The 21,414-nt window shown below is 74.2% G+C and carries 2 protein-coding genes; both read left to right on the forward strand.

Annotation, left to right across the window (positions count from 1 at the left end; genetic code table 11):
• Window positions 1-43 precede the first annotated feature (43 nt).
• Window positions 44-17,998: a non-ribosomal peptide synthetase gene (locus JOC24_RS17295; RefSeq protein ID WP_205021218.1), complete on the forward strand. Its 17,955-nt coding sequence runs from the start codon at window positions 44-46 to the stop codon at window positions 17,996-17,998.
• Window positions 17,995-21,297, forward strand: a complete 3,303-nt coding sequence (gene fabD, locus JOC24_RS17300) for an ACP S-malonyltransferase (RefSeq protein WP_307792714.1) — start codon at window positions 17,995-17,997, stop codon at window positions 21,295-21,297. The genes JOC24_RS17295 and fabD overlap by 4 nt, the downstream gene beginning before the upstream one ends.
• The last annotated feature ends 117 nt before the right edge of the window (window positions 21,298-21,414 follow it).

Here is a 21,414-nt window from a genome sequence, read left to right on the forward strand (position 1 = left end):
CCGGCCCGTGCGGCCGTCGGAAGACCAGTGAGAGAGAGCAACTGTGGACGACAAGCGAAAGCTGCTGCTGAGCCTGCTGGCCCGGGCCTCCGCCCCGGCCCCGGCGAGCGACGGCGTGGCGATCGTGGGCGTCGCCGGCCGCTACCCGCTGGCCGGGACTCCCGCCGAGCTGTGGGACAACCTGGCCGCGGGACGGCACTGCATCCGCGAGGTGCCCGCCGACCGCTGGGACGCCGACGCCCACCACGACCCGGCGGGGGTACGCGGCAGTTACAGCAAGTGGGCCGGATTCATCGACGACGTCGACAAGTTCGACCCGCTCTTCTTCCAGATATCGCCGGCCGACGCCGAGGCGATGGACCCGCAGGAGCGGCTGTTCCTGCAGACCGCCGCAGCCGTCCTGGACGACGCCGGCCACCCCGCCGCCGAGCTGGCGGCCCGGGGGCCGGTCGGCGTCTTCGCCGGTGTCATGAACAACAACTACGAGTGGATGGGCGGCGAGGCCAACGCCCTCGGCGTCCGCACCGACGCGCACTCCAACCACTGGTCGATCGCCAACCGGGTCTCCTACGTCTTCGACTTCACCGGCCCCAGTCTCGCCGTCGACACCGCCTGCTCGGCCTCGCTCACCGCGATCCACCTGGCCTGCGAGAGCATCAGGTCGGGGGAGTGCCACACCGCGATCGCCGGCGGTGTCAACCTGATCCTGCACCCCATGCACCTGCGCACGCTGGCCGACCGCGGGATGATCTCGCACGGTGACCGGCTCAAAAGCTTCGGTGCGGACGCCGACGGGTTCGTCGACGGTGAGGGCGTGGGCGCCGTACTGCTGCGGCCCCTGAAGGACGCGATCGCCGACGGCGACCGCGTCCTCGGCGTGATCCGCGGTTCCGCCATCAACGCGGGTGGCAAGACCGGTGGTTACACCGTGCCGAGCGCGGCCGCGCAGGCCGAGGTGATCCGCGCCGCCCTGCACCGCGCCCAGGCCGACCCGGCAACCGTCGGATACGTGGAAGCACACGGCACCGGCACCCCGCTCGGCGACCCCGTCGAGATCGCCGGGCTCGTGGAAGCATTCGGCGGGCGGGTCGACGCGGCGCAGCGGGCCGAGGGACCGACGGTCGCCGTAGGCTCGGTGAAGTCCAACATCGGCCACCTGGAGTCGGCGGCCGGCGTCGCGGGCCTGACCAAGGTGCTGTTCCAGCTGCGCCACCGCACGCTGGTGCCCTCGCTGAACTCCGCCCGGCGCAACCCCGGCATCGACTTCACCACCACGCCCTTCGAGGTGCAGCAGACCCTCCGGCCCTGGGTGCCGACGGCAGGCGACGGCGATCTGCCGCTGCGCGCCGTCGTCAGTTCCTTCGGCGGCGGCGGCGCCAACGCCTGCCTGGTCGTGGAGGAGTACCGCACACCACCGGCCGAGCCCGTCGCCCCGGACACCGACCAGCTCCTCGTCCTGTCCGCCAAGAGCCAGGACCGGCTGCGCGCGTACGCCGCCGACCTCGCCGCGTTCCTGCGCGGCGCCGGGGGCGCGGAACCCGCGGGCGCGGACCGGGACGCCCTGGGTGACGCCCAGCGGCTGTGCCTGCGCGTGGCCGCCGAAACCGTCGGCGTGGCCGTCGAGTACCTGGACCTCGGCACCGACCTCGCCGACTGCGGCTTCGGCGTCCCCGAACGCGCCCGCCTCGAGGCGTCGCTGACGGCGGAGCGGGGCGGTACCCTGCCCGCGGCGGTGACCACGGCACGGACGCTGGGCGCGATGGCGCGGACGATCGCCGGGGACACGGGCAACCACGGGTCGGCCCGCGACGCCTCGGGAGCCCCGGACGCGCCGGGCGCGTCCGGCACCCGGGCCGACGCCGGTGTCCGGCGAACCACCCGCCCGGCCCAAGGCCCCACCCGCCTCGCCGACATCGCCCGCACGCTTCAGTCCGGTCGCACCCACCACGAGTTCCGGCTGGCCCTGGCAGTCGGCTCGGTCGCCGAGGCGGCCGAGCTGCTGGAGGCGTACGCCGAGGGCGCGGCCGACGCCCGGATCGGCACCGGGCGGGCCGCCCGGGCACGGGTCGTCCTCGTCGGCGCCGAGGGCGACGCCCTGGAGCGGGCACTGACCCGCCGGGACCTGGCGGCGGTGGCCGAACACTGGCTGACCGGCGCAGACGTCGACTGGTACCGCGTCACCCCTGCCGCGGCCCGCCGGACCGAGCTGCCGACCTACCCCTTCGCCCGCAAGCGCTACTGGATTCCCGAGCCCCCGGCCCGTGTCGCCCCCACGCGGACGACCGGGTCCGAGGAAACTGCCGCGGAGCAACTCCCGGACTTCTACCGTCCTTTGTGGGTGCGTGAGGACGCCCAGGCCCTCGGACCGGCCCCGCGGGTGGATCGCGTCGTCGCCCTGGTGACCGAGGCCTCCGCCTGGCTCGCCGAGACAATCGCGGCCCGCCTCCCCGAGAGCCGTGTGGAGTCGGTCCGCATCGACGTACTTCCCCCGTCCGCCTGGCTGGGGCAGGCCGAGGGCGCCGACCTGGTGCTCCACCTCGGCGGCGTCTGCGCCGGAATCGAGGAGGGGCTGGGCGCCGACCGGGCCGCCGAGCAGCTGCGCACCGGCTCCCTCTCCCTTTTCCGTCTGGTCCGCTCGACCAGCGCCGCGCGCGTCCTCGTGGTGACCAGCGACGTCCATCCGGTCGCGGGCGGCACCGCCGCCAACCCCTTTGCCGCCGGTATGCACGGCCTGCTCCAGGTGGTGGCCAAGGAGCGCCCCGAGCTCCAGGTCGGCGCCCTCGACTTCGCCTCCGCCGATCTCGCGGACGAGGACGCGACCGCCACTCTGACCGAAGCGATCCTGGCTGCGCCCGCCGACGCCGCCGGCCGCACCGTCGTCCTGCGCGGCGGGGTCCGCTACGTCCGCCGCCTCGGCCGCGTCACCCTCCCCGAGTCCGGCCCCGTCTTCAGGGACGGCGGCGTCTACCTGCTCGTCGGCGGCACCGGCGGCATCGCCCAGGAACTCAGCCGCCACCTCGCCGAGCGCCACCGGGCCCGGCTGGTGTGGTTCAGCCGCAATGACCTCGGCACCGAACAGCGTGCCGCCGCCGAGCGGATCCGTGCCCTCGGCGGCGACGTCGCCCACGTCCGCGGCGACGCCTGCGCCACCGCCGACCTGGCCCTCGCCGTCGCCGAGGCGCACCGCCGCTTCGGCGCCCTGCACGGGGTCGTGCACGCCGCGATGGTGTTCGACAACCATGCCCTCGCCGATCTCGACGAGGAGACCTTCACCGCCGCGACCAAGGTCAAGACCGAGGGCGCCGCCGCGCTCGCCGCCGCGGTCGAGGGCCAGGACCTCGACTTCCTGGTCTACTTCTCCTCCGCCGGCTCCTTCGGCAGCTTCGCCGGCAACGGCGCGTACATCTGCGCCTCCGCCACGGAGGACGCCTACGCGCTGTTCCTGCGCGAGCGACTGCCGTTCGCGGTGACCGTCGTCAACCAGGGCTACTGGGGCATGGTCGGCTCCGGCGCGGAGCCCGGACTCGCCGACATCTTCACCGGGCTCGGCATCCAGGGCTTCAGCCCCGCCGCGGGCATCGCCGCCGTCGGCCGCATCCTCGCCAGCGGGCTGCCGCAGGTCATGCCGATCCGCGCCGGGCGCCGGGCCCTGGAGGCCATGGGCCACGACCCGGCCCTGGACGGCGAAGTCCTCGGCGGCGGCCACCCGGCCGCCCTGGCCTCCGCGGCCGGACGGCTCGGCACCGGTACCGCCGCCCCGGCCGCCGCCCACCGCGTCCTCACCGGATACGAGGAGCTGGAGGCCGTCTCCGCGCCCATGCTGCTCGGCGTCTACCAGCGGATGGGAGCCTTCCGGCGCTCAGGTGAAAGGCACGGTGCCGAGGAACTGCGCGGCCGCCTCGGAATCCTCGACCGCTTCCGGCGGCTGCACGACGCACTGCTCAACATCCTGGCCGGCGCCGGATTCCTGACCCGCGACGGGGGCCAGGTCAGCACCACCCCCGCGGTCGACACCGTAAACGCCGACGAGCACGAGGGCCGCTGGGAGGCGGAGTTCGACCGGATCGCTGAGGCCTACCCGGACATCGAGCCGACCGTCACGCTCAACCGACTGTTCCTCCAGGCATACCCGCGCATCCTGCGCGGCGAGGTGGGCGCCACCGAGATCATGTTCCCCGGCTCCTCGATGAAGCTGGTGCAGAACTTCTACAAGGGCAACCCGCTCACCGACTCCTTCAACCTCGTGGTCCGCGACACGGTCCGCCACTTCCTCGACCTGCGCCTGCCCCAGCTGCCGCGGGGCCGCACGGTCGAGGTCGTGGAACTGGGCGCCGGCACCGGCGCGACCAGCGAACGGGTGCTGCCCGCCCTGGCCGCACACCCGGGACGCGTCGGATACACCTTCACCGACATCTCACCGCGTTTCCTGGAACACGGCCGGGAACGGTTCGCCGAACGCTACGACTTCGCCCGCTTCCAGGTGCTGAACCTCGAACGCGGCCTGAAGGAACAGGGGTTCGAGCCGGCCTGCGCCGACCTCGTCGTCGCCACCAACGTCGTCCACGCCACCAGCGACCTGCGGGCCACCCTGCGCAGGGCCAAGGCGCTGCTGCGTCCCGGCGGCTGGCTGGTCCTCAACGAACTGACCGCCGTACGGCCGCTGCTGACCATCGGCGGAGGTGTCCTGGAGGGCTGGTGGGCCTTCGAGGACGCTCACCTGCGTATGCCGGACTCCCCGCTCGCCTCCCCGGAGGGCTGGACCCGGCTCCTGCACGAGGAGGGATACACCCCGGTCCACGCGCTGGGCGCCGGCGACCCGGCGCTCGGTCAGACCGTCCTGGTCGCGGAGAGCGACGGGGTCCTGCTGAGCGCGCCCGCGCCCACGGCAGGCCCGGCCACCGCCTCGCCGGCCACCTCCACCCACGCCCTCACCGAGCGCCTGCGCGACCTCGTCGAGCGGGTGCTCAAGCTGGACGAGCGCATCGACCCCGGCCGTCCGCTGGCCGACTACGGCTTCGACTCGCTCAGCGGCATGAAGATCGTCGCCGCCGTGGACGAGGAGTTCGGTGTCGCCGTACCGCTCGGCGACTTCTTCGAGCGGCCGACCCTGCGCGAGCTGACCGCCCACCTGGCCGCCAACTCGCTCGCCGGCGTGGCCGCCGGACCCGCGCTCCCCGAAGCGCCCGGGACGGCGGCCCCGGAGCCCGCCGCACCCGCCCCGGCCACCGCCGCGCCCTCCGCTGTCTCCCCGGCCACCGAGGCCGCGGCCCGCGTCCTGCGCCCGCGCACCGACGGCGAGGAGAGCCGCCACCCCCTGTCCGCGGGCCAGCGCTCCCTCTGGGTGATCGAACAGATCGCACCCGGTACCTACGCCTACAACCTGCCCCTCGCCCTCTGGCTCGACCGCGGCCTCGACGTGCTCGCCCTGCGGGCCGTCCTCCAGGACCTGGTCGACCGGCACGCCGAGCTGCGGGCCACCGTCCACACCGGCGAGGAGGGGCCGTACGCCCGGATCGCGTCCGAGCCCGAACTCCCCTTCCAGCAGGTCTTCCTGACCGCGAGGAGCGACGCCGAGCTGCGTGAGCGGATGCGCGCCGACCTGCGCCGCCCCTTCGAGCTCGGCGCCGGTCCTCTCGTCCGCGCCACCCTCTACACCCTGGGTGACGGCCGCAACGCGCTGCTGCTGACCTTCCACCACCTGGTCTTCGACGGCGTCTCCATCGCCGTGCTCCTGCGCGAGCTGGAACGCGGCTACCACGCCCTCCTCGCCGGCAGTGCCCTCCCCGCGGAGCGCCCCGCCCGCAGCTACGCCGACTTCACCGAACGCCAGCGCGAGATGCTCACCGGTGCCGAGGGCCGAAGGCTGCGCGCGTACTGGACCGAACGGCTGCGCGGGCGCGGGACCACCGTGCCGCTGCCGCTGGACCGGCCCCGCCCGGCCGTGCCGGGCTTCCACGGGGAGAGCCTGGACGGACACATTCCCGCCGCGGTCGCGGACCGGGCCCGCGCGCTCGCCGGCACCGAGCAGACGTCGCTGTTCGGGGTCGTCCTCGCCGCCTGGTTCACGGTGCTGCACCGCTACAGCGACCAGGCCGACATCGCCGTGGGCACGCCGACGGCCGGACGCGGCACGAGCGGCTTCGACGACACGCTCGGCTACTTCATGAACATGGTGGTCCTGGCCGAACGAGTCGACGGCGCCGAGGCGTTCCGCGGCCTCGTCCGCCGCGTCCACCGCACCGTGCTGGATGCCCTGGAACACAGCGCGTACCCGCTGATCACCCTGGCCGACGACCTCCGTCGCGCGGATCCGGGCGCCGGCGCCCCCTTCAACGTCGCGTTCTACTTCCAGAACTGGGCCCGCACCGCCCGCCGCGACGAGCCCGGCGACACCGTGGTGCTCGGCCCGGTCGAAGGCGTGCACCAGGAGGGCGAGTTCGACCTGACCTTGGAGGTCGTCGAGCAGGAACAGGGCTGCCGCTACACGCTCAAGTACGACCCCGACCTCTTCGACGAGGAGACCGTCGCCCGACTCGGCACCCACTTCACGACCCTCCTCGCCGCCGCCGTCGAAGGACCCGGCACCCCGGTGGCCGACCTGGAGCTGCTCACCGAGGACGAGCGGGCCCGGATCACCGCGCCCGCCCCCGCCGACTACCCGGCCGACACCCTGGTCTGGGAACTGGTGCGACGGCAGGCCGACCACCGGCCCGACGCGGTCGCGGTCCGCCATGCCGGCACCGAACTGACCTACCGCACACTCGTGGAGCGCGCGGAAGCCCTCGCCGCCCGGCTCACCGCCGCCGGGGCGGGCCGCGGCCGTACCGTCGGGGTGCTGCTCCCGCGCGACCAGGACCTTCCGGTGGCGCTCCTCGCCGTCCAGGCCTCCGGCGCCGCCTACGTACCGCTCGACCCCGCCTACCCGCAGGACCGGCTCGCCTACATGGCCGAGGACGCCGGGCTGCACCTGCTGCTCACCCACTCCACCTCCGCCGCCGGCCTCACGTCCGTGCCCCGGCTGGTCCTCGACACGTCCGAGCAGCCGCCGGCCCTGCCGTCGCCCGGCCCGGCCGGCCCGTCCGACGCCGCGTACGTCATCTACACCTCCGGCTCCACCGGACGCCCCAAGGGCGTCCGGGTGCCGCACCGCGCGCTGACCAACTTCCTGTGGTCGATGGCCCGCGAGCCCGGCTTCGGACCGGGCGACACCCTGCTGGCCCTCACCACCGTCTGCTTCGACATCTCCGGTCTGGAGCAGTACCTGCCGCTGGTCACCGGGGGCACGGTGGAACTCCTCGCCTCCGAGGAAGCCCGCGACGGGCTCCGGCTGCGCGAGGCCCTCGAACGGGCCCGCCCCACCGTCATGCAGGCCACCCCGGCCACCTGGAGCATGCTGCTGGCCGCCGGCTGGCGGGGCGACCCCGCGCTCAAGGTGCTGTGCGGCGGCGAGGCGCTGCCCGCCGACCTGGCCGAGGCGCTCCTCGCGGGCAACGGGCAGGTGTGGAACCTCTACGGTCCCACCGAGACCACCATCTGGTCGGCGGTGAGCCGCCTCGCCCCCGGCGACCGGGTCACCCTGGGTGCCCCGGTCGCCAACACCGCGCTCCACGTCCTCGACAGCGCGCGCAGACCTGTCCCCACCGCCGTCGCCGGGGAGTTGTACATCGGCGGTGACGGCGTGGCCGACGGCTACCTCGGCCGCCCCGAACTGACCGCCGAGCGCTTCCTCCCCGACCCGTTCTCGGCGCGCGCCGACGCCCGCATGTACCGCACCGGCGACCTCGTACGGCGGCTCGCCGACGGCACGATCGAATACCTCGGCCGGCTCGACTCCCAGGTGAAGGTGCGTGGCCACCGGATCGAACTGGAGGAGGTCGAGGCGACCCTGCGCGGGCTCGACGGCGTCCGGGAGGCCGTCGTCGTGGCCCGTGGGCAGGCAGCGGGCTCACACACGCTGCTCGCCTGCTACGTCCTCGAGGACGGCGCCACCGAGCCGGGCCGCGAGCGGCTGGCGGCCTGGCTGCCGGAGCACATGATGCCCGACGCCCTGGTCCGGGTGACCGGCTTCCCGCGCACCCTGAACGGGAAGACCGACCGCACCACACTGGCCGCGCTGCCCCTGGCAGACCTGCGCGCCCGCTTCGGCGCCGGGTCCGCACCCGGCCCCGGCGCTCCGGCAGGAGCCGCCGACGGCCGGACGGAGGGCCTCGTCGCCGAACTGGCGGACATGGTCGCCGCCCTGACCGGCCTGCGCCCCGAGGACATCGGCGCGCACACGCCGCTCGGCGAGACCGGCATGAACTCCGTGAGCTTCACCGCTCTCAGCGCCACGCTGCGCAAGGCGTTCGGCATCACCGAGTACCCGACCCTCTTCTACCGCCGGGGCACCCTGCACGCGCTCGCCGAGCACCTGTGGGAGCATCACGAGACCGCGCTGACGGCCCACTTCGGCAAGGTCCCGCAGGCGCTCGCCACCGAGCGGGAGGCTTCGGCCGGGACCGAGGACGCGGAGATCCCCGCCGTAGCCGGGACGTTTGGGGCTCCTGCCGGGGCCGGGGCCCCGGTCGCCCCCGCCGGCCGTGAGGTCGCCGTCATCGGTATGGCCGGGCGACTGCCCGGGTCCATGGACCTCAGGGAGTTCTGGGACCATCTCGCCGCCGGCGACGACCTGGTCGGTGAGATACCCGCCGACCGCTGGAACTGGCGCGACCACCCCCGCTCCCGCTCCCGCTGGGGCGGCTTCGCCCCGGACGTGGACCGCTTCGACGCAGCGTTCTTCGGCATCTCACCCCGAGAGGCCGAACTGATGGACCCGCAGCAGCGGTTGCTGCTCGAAACGGTCTGGCAGGCCGTCGAGGACGCCGGCTACCGCCCCTCGGAGCTGGCCGGGAAGCGGGTCGGTGTTTTCATCGCCGTCACCAACTCCGACTACCACGAGGTGCAGCGGGCCGCAGGCCGCGCCACCGAGGGCCACACCCTCACCGGCGCCGCCCTCTCGATCGTCCCGAACCGGGTGTCGTACCTGCTCGACCTGCGGGGGCCCAGCATCGCGGTCGACACCGCCTGCTCCGGCTCCCTCACCGCTGTCCACCAGGCCTGCGCCGCGCTGCGCGACGGCACCTGCGACCTGGCCATCGCGGGCGGAGTCAGCCTCATCCTGGACCCGGGCGTGTACGAGGCGCTCAGCCAGGGGGAGATGCTCAGCCCCGACGGCCGCTGCAAGGCCTTCGACAGCCGCGCCGACGGCTACGTGCGGGGCGAGGGCGCGGGCGTCGTCCTGCTCAAGCCGCACGAGCGGGCCGAGCACGACGGCGACGCCGTGCACGCCGTCATCAAGGCCGTCGCGCTCAACCACGGCGGCCGGACCACCTCGCTCACCGCACCCAACCCCGAGGCCCAGGCCGACCTGCTGGTCGAGGCATATCGGGCCGCAGGTGTCCACCCGGGCACCGTCGGCTACATCGAGGCGCACGGCACCGGCACCGCCCTGGGCGACCCGATCGAGACGACCGGCCTGAGCACCGCCTTCCGGCGGCTGCGGGCGGGGCAGGAAGCACCCGGCGGGTCCGCTCCCTGCGCCATCGGCTCGGTCAAGACGAACATCGGCCACCTGGAGGCCGCAGCCGGCATCGCCGGACTCTTCAAGGTGATCCTGTCGATGCGGCACGCCACCATCCCGGCCAGCCTGCACTTCCGCGAGCCGAACCCCTACCTGGAACTCGACGGCGGCCCCTTCGAGGTCGCCGCCACCGCCCGGTCCTGGCCGCGTCCCCGGGACGCACACGGAGCCGAGCTGCCCCGCCGTGGCGGCGTCAGCTCCTTCGGCTTCGGCGGGGCGGGCGCGCACATCGTGATGGAGGAACCCCCGATGCCGGACATCCGCGACGAGCCCTCGGCCCAGCAGGTCTTCGTGCTCTCGGCCCGCGACGGCGACGCGCTCCGGCGCTCGGCCGCCCGGCTCGCCGACCACATCGGGCGCCAGGACGTCCCGGCCCAGGACCTCGCCCACACCCTGCAGACGGGTCGGGAGCCGATGCCGCACCGGCTCGCCTGCGTCGCGGACGGCACCGCCGCCCTGCGCGCCGAACTCACCGCGTACCTGGCCGGGCGCCCCTCCGCCGTACGCACCGCCCAGGTGACGGCCCCTCGCCCGAGCGCCCCCGTCTCCCCGGACCCGCGCGACCTCCAGGCCGTCGCGGCCGCCTGGCTGCACGGCACCGACATCGACTGGGGGGCCGTGCACGAGGGCGCGGCCCGGCGTCGCGTCCACCTGCCGGCCTACCCCTTCGCCGGCCCCCGGCACTGGGTCGCCCCCGGAGAGCGCCTTGCCGAGCCCGGCCCCCGTCTGCACCCCACCCTCCTGGACTCCAACGTCTCCACCTTCGGCGAGCAGCGGTTCGCGAAGACGCTGACGGGCGAGGAGTTCTTCCTGCGCGACCACGTCGTCGGCGGCGACCTGGTGCTGCCCGGCGTGGCCTATCTGGAGATGGGCCGCCTCTCCGGCGAACTCGCCGCCGGGGGAGCCGAGGTGCGCGGCGTCGACGACCTGGTGTGGGCGGCGCCGGTCCGGCTCGCGTCCGGCCGTACCGGGCACCCGCTGGTGGTCCGTGTCACCGGCGACCGCTCCCGCGCGAGCTTCGAGGTGCGCGGCACCGCCGAGGACGCGCCGGTGCACGCCGCAGGCACCCTGCGCTTCGACGATCCCGGTTCCCGGCCCGCCCCCATCGTCTTGGCAGACGTACGCGCCCGCTGCACCCGCGTCCAGCCGGGGGCCGACTGCTACGAAGGTTTCGTCCGGCTGGGCTTCGCCTACGGCCCTGCCTTCCGGGTCATCGAGGAGATCGCCGAGGGCCCGGGGGAGGCGCTGGCGACGTTGCGCCTGCCGGAGGCTCAACGCGCGGACGCCGGTGCGTACTCCTTCCACCCCTCGCTGCTGGACGCCGCCCTGCAGACCGCCGGCCGGCTGGTCCAGGGCGCCGGGGACCCGGCGGGCCCGGCACCGTACCTGCCGTTCTCCCTGGGCTCGATCCGGCTGTACGCTCCGCTGCCCGAGCGGGGGCACGCGTACGCCACCCCGGCCCGGCGTCCCGCCCCGGGCGGCTCCCTCGCCTTCGACATCGCCCTGCTCGACGAGAACGGGCAGGTGGCCGCCGCGCTGGAGTCCTTCACACTGAGGGCGCTGCGCCCGACGGACGCCCCAGGAGCGACGGCCACCCCGCCCGCGCCCGTCCCCGCCGTCGACGTCGTCCACGCCTTCGAGCCCGTCTGGGAGGCCGCGCCCGCTCCGCACGGCCGACTCCCCGCGGCCGCACGGGTCCTGCTGTTCTCCGCCGCGTCCGCCGACGCCACCGACGTGGCCCTCGCCCTCACGGCGACGGGGGCCGAAGTCCGCAGCGTCCCGCTCGGCGACGGCTTCGATGCCGAGGCCGCCGTCCGCGCCGCCGGAGACGGCCCCGTCCACGTCGTCCACCTGGCAGGGTACGACCGCACCGCGCGGGGCTCCGTGGAGCACGGCTTCCACGCTGCCCTGGCCTTCCTGCGGACCTGGCAGCGGGAGCGCCGCGACGCGCTGCGCTACCTGTACGTCCACCCCGAGCCGGCCCCGTCGCCCGCCCAGCCGGCGATGGCGGCCTTCGCCCGCACCGTGCGACTCGAGCAACCGTCGGTCGTCCTCGGTGTCCTGGCCCTCGCTCCGGGCCGCCCGCTCGCCGAGGCCGTCGTCGCCGAACTCGGCACGGACGGCGGCCCCGAGGTACGCACGGACGCGGAGGGCCGGGCCCGCCGCGCCTGGCGGCAGGTGAACCTCCCGGCCGCGCCGGCCGCCGCGTTCACCGGTCCCGGAGCGCACATCGTCACCGGCGGCACCGGTGCCCTGGGCCTGCTCGTCGCCGAGCACATCGCCGACGCACGGCGGGCCGCCGGTGTCACCGGCGGCGGCATCGTGCTCGCCGCGCGCACCGCCCCCGGCCCCGGGATCCGGTCCCGCGCCGACGCCCTCGGCGCCCTGGTGGTCGTCGCCGACGTCACCGACCCGGCCGCCGTATGCGACCTGGTGGCAGAGGCACGCCGGGCGCACGGCTCGGTCAGCGGCGTCGTGCACGCGGCCGGCGCTCTCAGGGACGGACTCATACGCACCAAGCGGCGTGTGGACGCCGACGCCGTCCTCGCCGCCAAGGTGCACGGCAGCGTGCTGCTCGACGAGGCGACCGCGGACGAACCGCTGGACTACTTCGTCGCGTTCTCCTCGGCGGCCGCGGCCTTCGGCAACACCGGCCAGAGCGACTACGCCTTCGCCAACGCCTTCCTCGACCACTTCGCCGACGAGCGCGAGCGGCGCCGCCGGGAAGGCACCCGGCACGGCCGCACCCTCGCCGCCGCCTGGCCGGTCTGGGCCGACGGCGCGATGCGCGTCGACGCCGACGCCGCGGCATACATGGACCGCGCGCTCGGCATGCGCCCCCTGCGCACCGCCCCCGCCCTGCAGGCCCTGGAACGTGCCCTCGCCCACACCGCGCCGCGCCTGCTCCTGGCCGCCGGCGACCCCGACCGCATTCTCCGTGCGCTCGAAGGCGCCGAGCCGCACAAGGACGAGTCCGGCACCGCCGTGCCCGGAGCGCACGAGCGCGCCGAGGAACTCGTCCTGCGGCTGCTCGCCGAGGAGTTGAAGCTGCCCGAGGCGGAGATCGCCGTCGCCGAGCCCTTCGACCGGTACGGCGTGGACTCGCTCATCACCATGAGCCTCATCCGCCGCCTGGAGGAACACCTCGGCCCGCTGTCGAAGACCCTGCTCTTCGAGCACGTGACCGTGGGCGACCTCGCCGCGCACCTGGCCGGGGCCCACCCCGGCGCGTTCCCGGCCGCCCCCGAGGCGACCGTGCTTCCGGCGAAGCCCGCCGAGCCGGCCGCACCCGCCCCGCAGGACGACGCCATCGCCATCATCGGCGTCGCGGGACGCTACCCCCAGGCCGACGACGTCACCGAGTTCTGGCGCAACCTGCGCGCAGGCCGCGACAGCGTGGAGGAGGTTCCCGCCGACCGTTGGGACCACGGCCTGTTCTACGACCCGGACAAGTCCGCCACAGGCAAGACCTACGGCAAGTGGGGCGGCTTCGTACCCGGCGCAGACCGCTTCGACCCCCTGTTCTTCCGGATGTCACAGATCGAGGCGGAGCACACCGACCCGCAGGAGCGGGTGTTCCTCGAGACCGTCTGGCACCTGCTGGAGGACGCCGGATACACCCGTGAACAGTTGCGCGGCGCCCGCACCGGCGTGTTCGTCGGCATGATGTACGGGCACTACCAGCTGTACGGCGTCCAGGAGGCGCTGCGGGGCGAGGGCTTCGCGACCTCCTCGTCGTACGCCTCGGTGGCCAACCGGGTGTCGTACTTCTTCGACTTCACCGGTCCCAGCATGGGCCTGGACACCATGTGCTCCTCGTCCCTGGTCACCATCCACCAGGCCTGCCTCGCCATTCGCAACGGCGACTGCGACGTCGCCGTGGCCGGCGGGGTCAACATCTCCAGCCACCCGGTGAAGCTCCTTCAGCTCGCCCAGCGCGGCTTCCTCGCCGAGGACGGGCGCTGCCGAAGCTTCGGCGAGGGCGGTACCGGATACGTGCCCGCCGAGGGCTCGGGCGCCGTTCTGCTCAAGCGCCTGGACGCGGCCCGCGCCGACGGCGACCGCATCCTCGCCGTGGTCAAGGCCTCCGCCGTCAACCACGGCGGCGCGGGCGCCGGTTACAGCGTCCCCAACCCCAAGGCCCAGGGCGACCTCGTGCGTACGGCGCTGGAGCGGGCCGGACTCGCGCCCGCCGACCTCGACTACCTGGAGGCACACGGCACCGGCACGGCACTCGGCGACCCGGTGGAGATCACCGGCATGCTGAGGGCCTTCGGCGAGGAGCCGCCCGAGCGGCTGCCCATCGGCTCGGTCAAGTCGAACATCGGGCACGCCGAGTCGGCCGCCGGTATCGCCGCGATCACCAAGGTGCTGCTCCAGATGCGGCACGGTGAGCTGGTGCCGTCCCTGCACGCGGACCGTCTCAACCCGAACATCGACTTCACGGCGATCCCGTTCGAGGTCCAGCGTGAGCAGGCGCCCTGGCCCCGCCGCGTCCTCGCGAACGGCGAGGTACGCCCGAGGACCGCGGGCGTGAGCTCCTTCGGCGCGGGCGGTACGAACGCCCACATCATCCTGCAGGAGTACGTCGGCGACGGTGACGGAGCCGCCCCGGCCGGACCCCAACTGGCGGTGCTCTCCGCGCGGGACGCGGGCCGACTGGCCGCGCAGGCCCGACGGCTCGCCGGCCACCTGCGCGCCGAGGACACCACCGTGACCCCCGCGCAGGTCGCCTGGACCTTGCAGACGGGCCGGGAGGCGATGGCCCACCGGCTCGCGGTGCTCTTCCGCGACCTGCCCGAACTCTGCGCCCGACTCGACCAGTTCGCCGCAGGCGGCACCCCGGCCGACAGCTGGACGGGCGTGGTCGACCCGCGCCGGCCCGCCGCGGGCGAGCGGCTCCCCGCCGACCCCGCCGCGTACGCCACCGCCTGGACCGGCGGACAGCAGGTCGACTGGTCGGCCCTGCACCCCGGCGGCAGGCCCGCCCGGATGGCGCTGCCCGGCTACCCCTTCGACGGCGACCGGGTCTGGCTGGCCGCGGCCGACGCCGAACTGGCGGCACTCGGCGCCGGGCGTGACCTGCTCGGTGGCGGCCCGAGCGCACACGCCGTCGCGCACGACACGTCCGATGCGGACCCAGGCACCCCGGCCGCCCGACGCCAACCCGAAGGACTGCTGCTGACCCGGAAGTGGCACCCCGCCCCGCCCGTGCCCCGTTCGGCGCCGCCCGCCCTGACCGCCGTACTCGCCGCACCCGGTACGGAGGCACTGGCCGCCCGGCTCGCCGCGGTACTGCCGGCCGCCGAGGTGCTCACCACCGACCTGATCGACGCCGAACTCACCGAAGCCGGCACCCGCTGGGACCGCTTCGACGCCGTCGTCGACCTGGCCGGCTGCACCGGACCCGTCCTGCCCCCCACGCACGCCGCGCTGCCCTCCTGGCTGCGCTGGCTCCAGCACCTGGTCGACCTCGGCCGCCGCGACCTGCGCGCCCTGCTCGTCTCGCGCGGTGCCCCCGCCCTCGGCGGAGCGGCCCGGGTGGGCCTGTACCGGATGCTGCAGAGCGAGTACCGCCACGTCCGCTCACGCCACGTGGAGATCGACCGCGCCGTGACCGACGAGCAGGTGTGCCACTGGGTCGCCGAGGAGCTGTCCGCCGACGGCGAGCCCGCCGAGGTCGCCTACCGCGGGGGAGTGCGCCACCTGGCGACGCTCGCCGAGGCTCCGCGGACGCAGGGCACCGGCCTCAGCTTCCCGGCGGACCACGTGCTGTGGGTGACCGGCGGCACGCGCGGCCTCGGGCTGCTCACCGCGTGCCACTTCGTCGCCCGGCACGGAGTGCGCAAGCTGGTCCTCACCGGACGTGAGGAGTTGCCGCCACGCGCGGAGTGGGCGGCGCACATCGCCGAGGACGGCCCGCTGGGCCGCAAGCTGCGCCCGCTGGCCGACCTGGCCGCCCAGGGCGTCGAACTCGAGGCCGTGGCTGTCCCGTTGGACGAGAAGGAGGCGCTCGCCAAGGTCCTCGCCGACGTCAGACTGCGGCTCGGCCCGATCGGTGGCGTGATCCACAGTGCCGGCTTCACCGACTTCGGGAACCCGGCGTTCGTCCGCAAGCCGCAGACCGGCATCGCACGGGTCCTCGCACCGAAGGTGTTCGGGCTGGACGCCATGCTGGAGTGCTTCCGGGACGAGCCGCTCGGCCTGTTCGTCCTGTACTCGTCGGTCGCCGCCGCCGTTCCCGCCCTCGCGGTCGGCCAGAGCGACTACGCGATGGCCAACGCCTACCTGGACGCGGTGGCCGAAGCCCGCCCGTACGGCCTCCCCCTGGTCAGCGTGCAGTGGCCGAGCTGGAAGGAAACCGGTATGGGGGAGGCCCGCAGCGCCGCCTACCAGGCTTCCGGCCTCGCCTCGCTCACCGACGCTCAGGGGCTGGCCCTGCTCGACCGCGCGTTGGAGAGCGGCGCCCGGGTCGTGATGCCCGTACTGCCGCGCCCCGGCGCCGAGTTCAGTGCCGAGCGCCTGACAGCACGGCGCCTGGACGCCGCGCCCGCCGCACCGGCCACCGCACCGCGGCCTGTGGCCGACGCGGGCGCGGACGTACGCGCCGCCGTCGGTGCGGTCTCCTCCTGGCTGCTCGACCAGCTCGCCGCGGAACTGCGCTTCGACCGCGCCAAGCTGGCCGGCGACGTTCCGGTCCATGACTACGGCATGGACTCGATCATGGTCTCCCAGCTCGTCCAGACCGTCGCCCAGCGTCTGGACGTCTCGGTCGACCCGTCGGCCCTGCTGGAACACCCGACGGTGGACGACTTCGCGGCGTACCTCGGCGAGGAACACCGGACCGAGCTGATCGAGGAGTTCGGCGTCACGTCTCCCGAGGCCGAGGCACGGCCGCAGTCCACGGCCCCGGCACCGTCGGAAATCCCGGCCCCGGCATCCGCCTGGGACTTCGACACACCCCCCACCGTCGACCGGCACGGCACCACCCACCGCACCCCTGACCCCCGAGCCGACGCCGTAGCGGTGATCGGCCTCTCCTGCCGCTTCCCCGACGCCGACTCCGCCGACGCCTACTGGGAGCTGCTGCGGGAGGGCCGTACGGCTCTGCGTCCCGTCCCGGACTCCCGCTTCGGCCGCTCCCTCGGTTTCCACGCCGGGCTGCTGCCTGAGGTGCTGCGCTTCGCGCCCGAGCGGTTCCTGCTGTCACAGGCGGACGTCGAGGCGATGGACCCGCAGGCGCTGCTCCTGCTGGAGGAGGTCGACAGGGCCGTGCACCACGCCGGTTACCGCCCGGCAGACCTCAAGGGCCGCCGTGTCGGCGTGTACGTCGGCGGCCGGGCCACCCACACCCCCGACCCGGCCGCCCTGGAACGGGCCAAGAACCCGGTCGTGGTCACCGGCCAGAACTACCTCGCGGCCAACATCTCCCAGTTCTTCGACTTCCAGGGCCCGAGCCTGGTGGTGGACACCGCCTGCTCCTCCGCTCTGGTCGCGATGGACACGGCCGTACAGGCACTGCGTACGGGTTCCGTCGAGTCGGCCGTCGTCGCCGGTGTGAGCCTGCTGGCGGACGACCGGGCGCACCAGGTGTTCGGGCAGCGCGGACTGCTCAACCCCGGCCCGGAGTTCCACGCGTTCGACGGCAGGGCGGCCGGCCTGGTGCTCGGTGAGGGTGTAGGCGTCGTCGTCCTCAAGCCGCTGGCCCGGGCCCAGGCGGACGGAGACCGGGTGCTCGCCGTTCTGGAGGGCATCGCGATCAACAACGACGGCCGCACCGCCGGACCCGCCACACCCAACCTGCGCGCCCAGAAGGACGTGATGGCCGAGGCGCTGGCGCTCAGCGGCCGCGCGCCGCGGGACGTCGGCTGGGTGGAGACCAACGCCTCCGGCTCGACCGTCACCGACCTGCTCGAACTGAAGGCGATCGAGAGTGTCTACGGCGCCGGCCCGACCCGGTCGTCGCGGCTCGCGCTCGGATCGGTGAAGCCGAACATCGGTCATCCGCTCGCCGCGGAGGGCATAGCCGCCTTCATCAAGGTGGCCCTGATGCTGCACCACCGGCAGCAGGTGCCGTTCCTCTCCGGCCAGCAGCCCCTGCCGCACTTCGACCTGGACGCCTCCGCGATGCACTTCCCGAGAGAGGCCCAGCCGTGGCCCGCGGGCGCGGACCGGGCCGCGCTCAACTGCTTCGCCGACGGCGGCACCAACGCGCACCTGCTGCTCGCCCCGGCCCCGGCGGACCACCACGCCGCTCGGGCGCCGCTGCCGCAGCCCACGTCGCAACGCACGGTCGTCATCCGCAGCACCGCCTCCGATGCGCCCGGCGAACCTGCCGGGTCGACGGCGGCCGGTCTGTTCTGGGACACGTACCGGTGACCGCGGCCCTCGGGGCGCCCCCGGTGGCCGAGACGCCCACCGGGCGCCTGCCGGTGGTCTTCATGTTCTCCGGGCAGGGCTCGCAGTACTACCGCATGGGCGAGGAACTCTTCGCGTCCGACGAGGTGTTCCGCACGGCCCTGCAGCGGTACGACGCCGTCGCCGCCGGGCTGCTGGGCGAGTCGGTCCTCGCCCGGATCTTCGACCCCGCCCGGCGCAGGAACGAGCCCTTCATCGACACACGGCTCACCCACCCGGCGATCGTCATGATCGAACTCGCACTGGCCGATACCCTGCGCGCGGGCGGCATCGAGCCGGACCACCTGCTCGGCTCCAGCCTCGGCGAGTACGCGGCCGCGGTCGTCTCCGGCAGCATGGACGCCGAGACGTGCCTGGGACTGCTCGTCCGCCAGGCGGAGGCGCTGCCGGGGGGCCCGCGCGGCGGGCTGCTCGCGGTCATCACCCGCCCGGGCGGCCGGGACCGGATCCCCGCGCTGCCCGGCTGCGAGGTCGCCGCCCGCAACTACCCCGGCCACATCGTGGTCGCGGGCACCGACACGGACCTGGACCGCGCCGAGGCCGCCCTGCGGGCGGCCGGCGTGCTGCACCAGCGGGTGCCGGTCGAGTACGCGTACCACTCCAGCCTGATGGACGGCGTCCTCGCCGAGTGCCGGGCCGTCTTCGACGGGGTGACCTTCGCCCCGCCACGCATCCCCTGGGTGTCGTGCGTGGACGGACGGCTCGTCGAGCGTCCCGGTGCCGACCACTTCTGGCAGGTCGCCCGCAGACCCATCGAGTTCGAGGGGGCCATGGCCGCGATGCGAGCCCGCGGCGACTTCCTCTACCTCGACCTCGGCCCCTCGGGCACCCTGCACAACTTCGTCCGCGGCAACCTCCCGGCGGATGACCGCTCCCGTTCGCTGCCGCTCCTCAGCCCGTTCGGCCACGACCCACGGAACCTCGAACAGGCCCGGACGCTCGCGGCACCGGCTCCCTCCCCCTCCACCACCCCCATCACTCATCCACATCCGGCTCCGGTGACGGCGAAGACGGCAAGGAAGGCACACGGCATGAAGGTCTACGGTTTCCCAGGTCAGGGGTCTCAGCAGCGCGGGATGGGCAAGGCGCTGTTCGCCAGGTACCCGCGGGAGACCGCAACCGCCGACCGCGTTCTCGGTTACTCGATCGAGGAACTGTGCGTCCACGACCCGGAGCGCCGCCTGGGCCGCACCGAGTACACACAGCCTGCGCTCTACGTCGTCAGCGTCCTGACCTACCTCGACCGGCTCGCCGGGGACGCCGAGCCCGCCGACTACCTGATCGGCCACAGCCTCGGCGAGTACGCCGCCCTGTGCGCCGCCGGAGTCTTCGACTTCGAGACCGGCCTGCGTCTGGTGCAGCGGCGCGGCGCCCTGATGGCGGAGGCCGGCGGTGGCGGGATGACCGCGGTGGTCGGCTGCGACGAGGCGACCGTGCTCCGGGTGCTCGCCGACTCCGGCCTCGACGAGCTCGACATGGCCAACTACAACGCCCCCGACCAGTTCGTGCTGTCCGGTCCGGCCGAGCTCGTCGACGCCGCCCGCGCCGCCTTCGAGGCGGTCGGTGTCCGCGCAGTCCGGCTCAACGTCAGCGCGCCCTTCCACTCCCGTCACATGCGGGACACCGCTGCGGAGTTCGCCCGCTTCCTGGACGGCTTCACCCTGCGGAACCCGGCCGTCCCGGTGCTCGCCAACGTGGACGCGAAACCGTACGCCCCGGGTGCCGTCACCGCGACCCTGACCGCACAGATCACCTCCCCGGTCCGCTGGACCGACACGGTGCGACGGCTGATGGGCCACGGCGACTTCGATTTCGTGGAGCTGGGCCCCGGCCGTGTCCTCACCAACCTGGTCGCCAAGATCAGGAAGAACGCGGAGCCGCTGCCCACTCCAGCAGCGGGGGAACGACTCGAGGAGCCGCTGCCCACTCCAGGAGCGGAACGACTCGGGAAGCCCCTGCCCGCCGTTCAGTCGCCGGCCCCCGTGCGACCTGCGGTCCTGGCCGCCCCGGCAGCTGACACCCTCGGGGCTGCCGGCTTCCGCGAGCGGTACGGTCTGCGGCGCGCCTACCTGCTGGGCTCCCTTTACGGCGGCATCTCGGGCCGCGAGATGCTGGGTTCGGCCGCCAAGGCCGGGTTGCTCGGCTTCCTGGGCACCGGCGGCCTGCCCCTCGACGAGGTGGACGACCTGCTGCGCGGCCTGACCGGAGAACTGGGCCTGGGCGGCTCCTTCGGAGTCAACCTGCTGTACCGGCACGGCGCCCCCGAGGAGGAGTCCGCACTGGTCAACCTGCTCCTGCGGCACGGCATCGACCTCGTCGAGGCATCCGGCTTCCCGCTGATCACCCCGGCGCTGGTCCGTTACCGCCTCAAGGGCGGACGGATCATCGCCAAGGTGTCCCGCACGGACGTGGCCGCCGAGTTCCTGGCCCCGCCGCCCGAGCGGCTGGTCGCCCGTCTTCTGGAGACGGGCGAGGTCACCGCGGAGGAGGCCCGAGCGGCGGCCGGCCGGCCGATGGCGGACGATCTGTGCGTGGAGGCGAACGGTGGCTGGCTGAGCAGCACGGCCGACCTGCTCACCCTGTTGCCCGCCGTGCTGCGGCTCCGCGACACGACCCCGACGGGCGGCGACCGGGTGCACGTGGGGTGCGCGGGCGGCATCGGCACGCCCGAGGCCGCCGGGGCCGCGTTCCTGCTCGGCGCCGACTTCGTACTGACCGGCTCGGTCAACCAGTGCTCCGTGGAGGCGGCCACCAGCGCGGAGGTGAAGGACATCCTTCAGGAGGCCCGCGAGTACGACGTGGACAGCGCTCCCTGGGGCGAACTGTTCGACCTCGGCGTCCAGGCCCGCTACCTCAAGCGGGGGCTGTTCTTCCCGGCCAGGGCCTCCCGGTTGCACGAGCTGTGGCGCCGGTACGGCTCGCTCGACCAGCTGGACGACGAGACCAGGAGCCAGGTTCTCGACCGGTACCTGGGCGGCGAGGCCCCCGCGCCCGCGGCGGCGGGCAGTGCCCCCGAGCAGCATCTGGCCGCTGTGCTCCGCGGCTACTTCACACGCGCCTTCCGCCTCGCCGTCAGCGGTGACCAGCGCTCACGCGTGGACTACCTGGTGTACTGCGGCCCCGCGATGGGCGCCTTCAACCAGGCGGTCGCGGACACCGAACTCCACCCGTGGCGAGCCCGCACGGTGGAGGCCATCGCCGACGCCCTGATGGACGGTGCCGCTGCCCACCTCTCCGCACGCCTGGGCAGCTTCGGCTGACCGGGTCCCGTTCGGGAGACCCGGCGGTGGCGTCCCGGCCGCTCCGGGGACGGAACCCGAACCCGGCACTGCCGGTACCGCCGATCGGTGTGGCGGTACCGGCTTCAGGCCCGTCCC

Source organism: Streptomyces sp. HB132 (assembly GCF_016909575.1).
Taxonomy (GTDB): domain Bacteria; phylum Actinomycetota; class Actinomycetes; order Streptomycetales; family Streptomycetaceae; genus Streptomyces.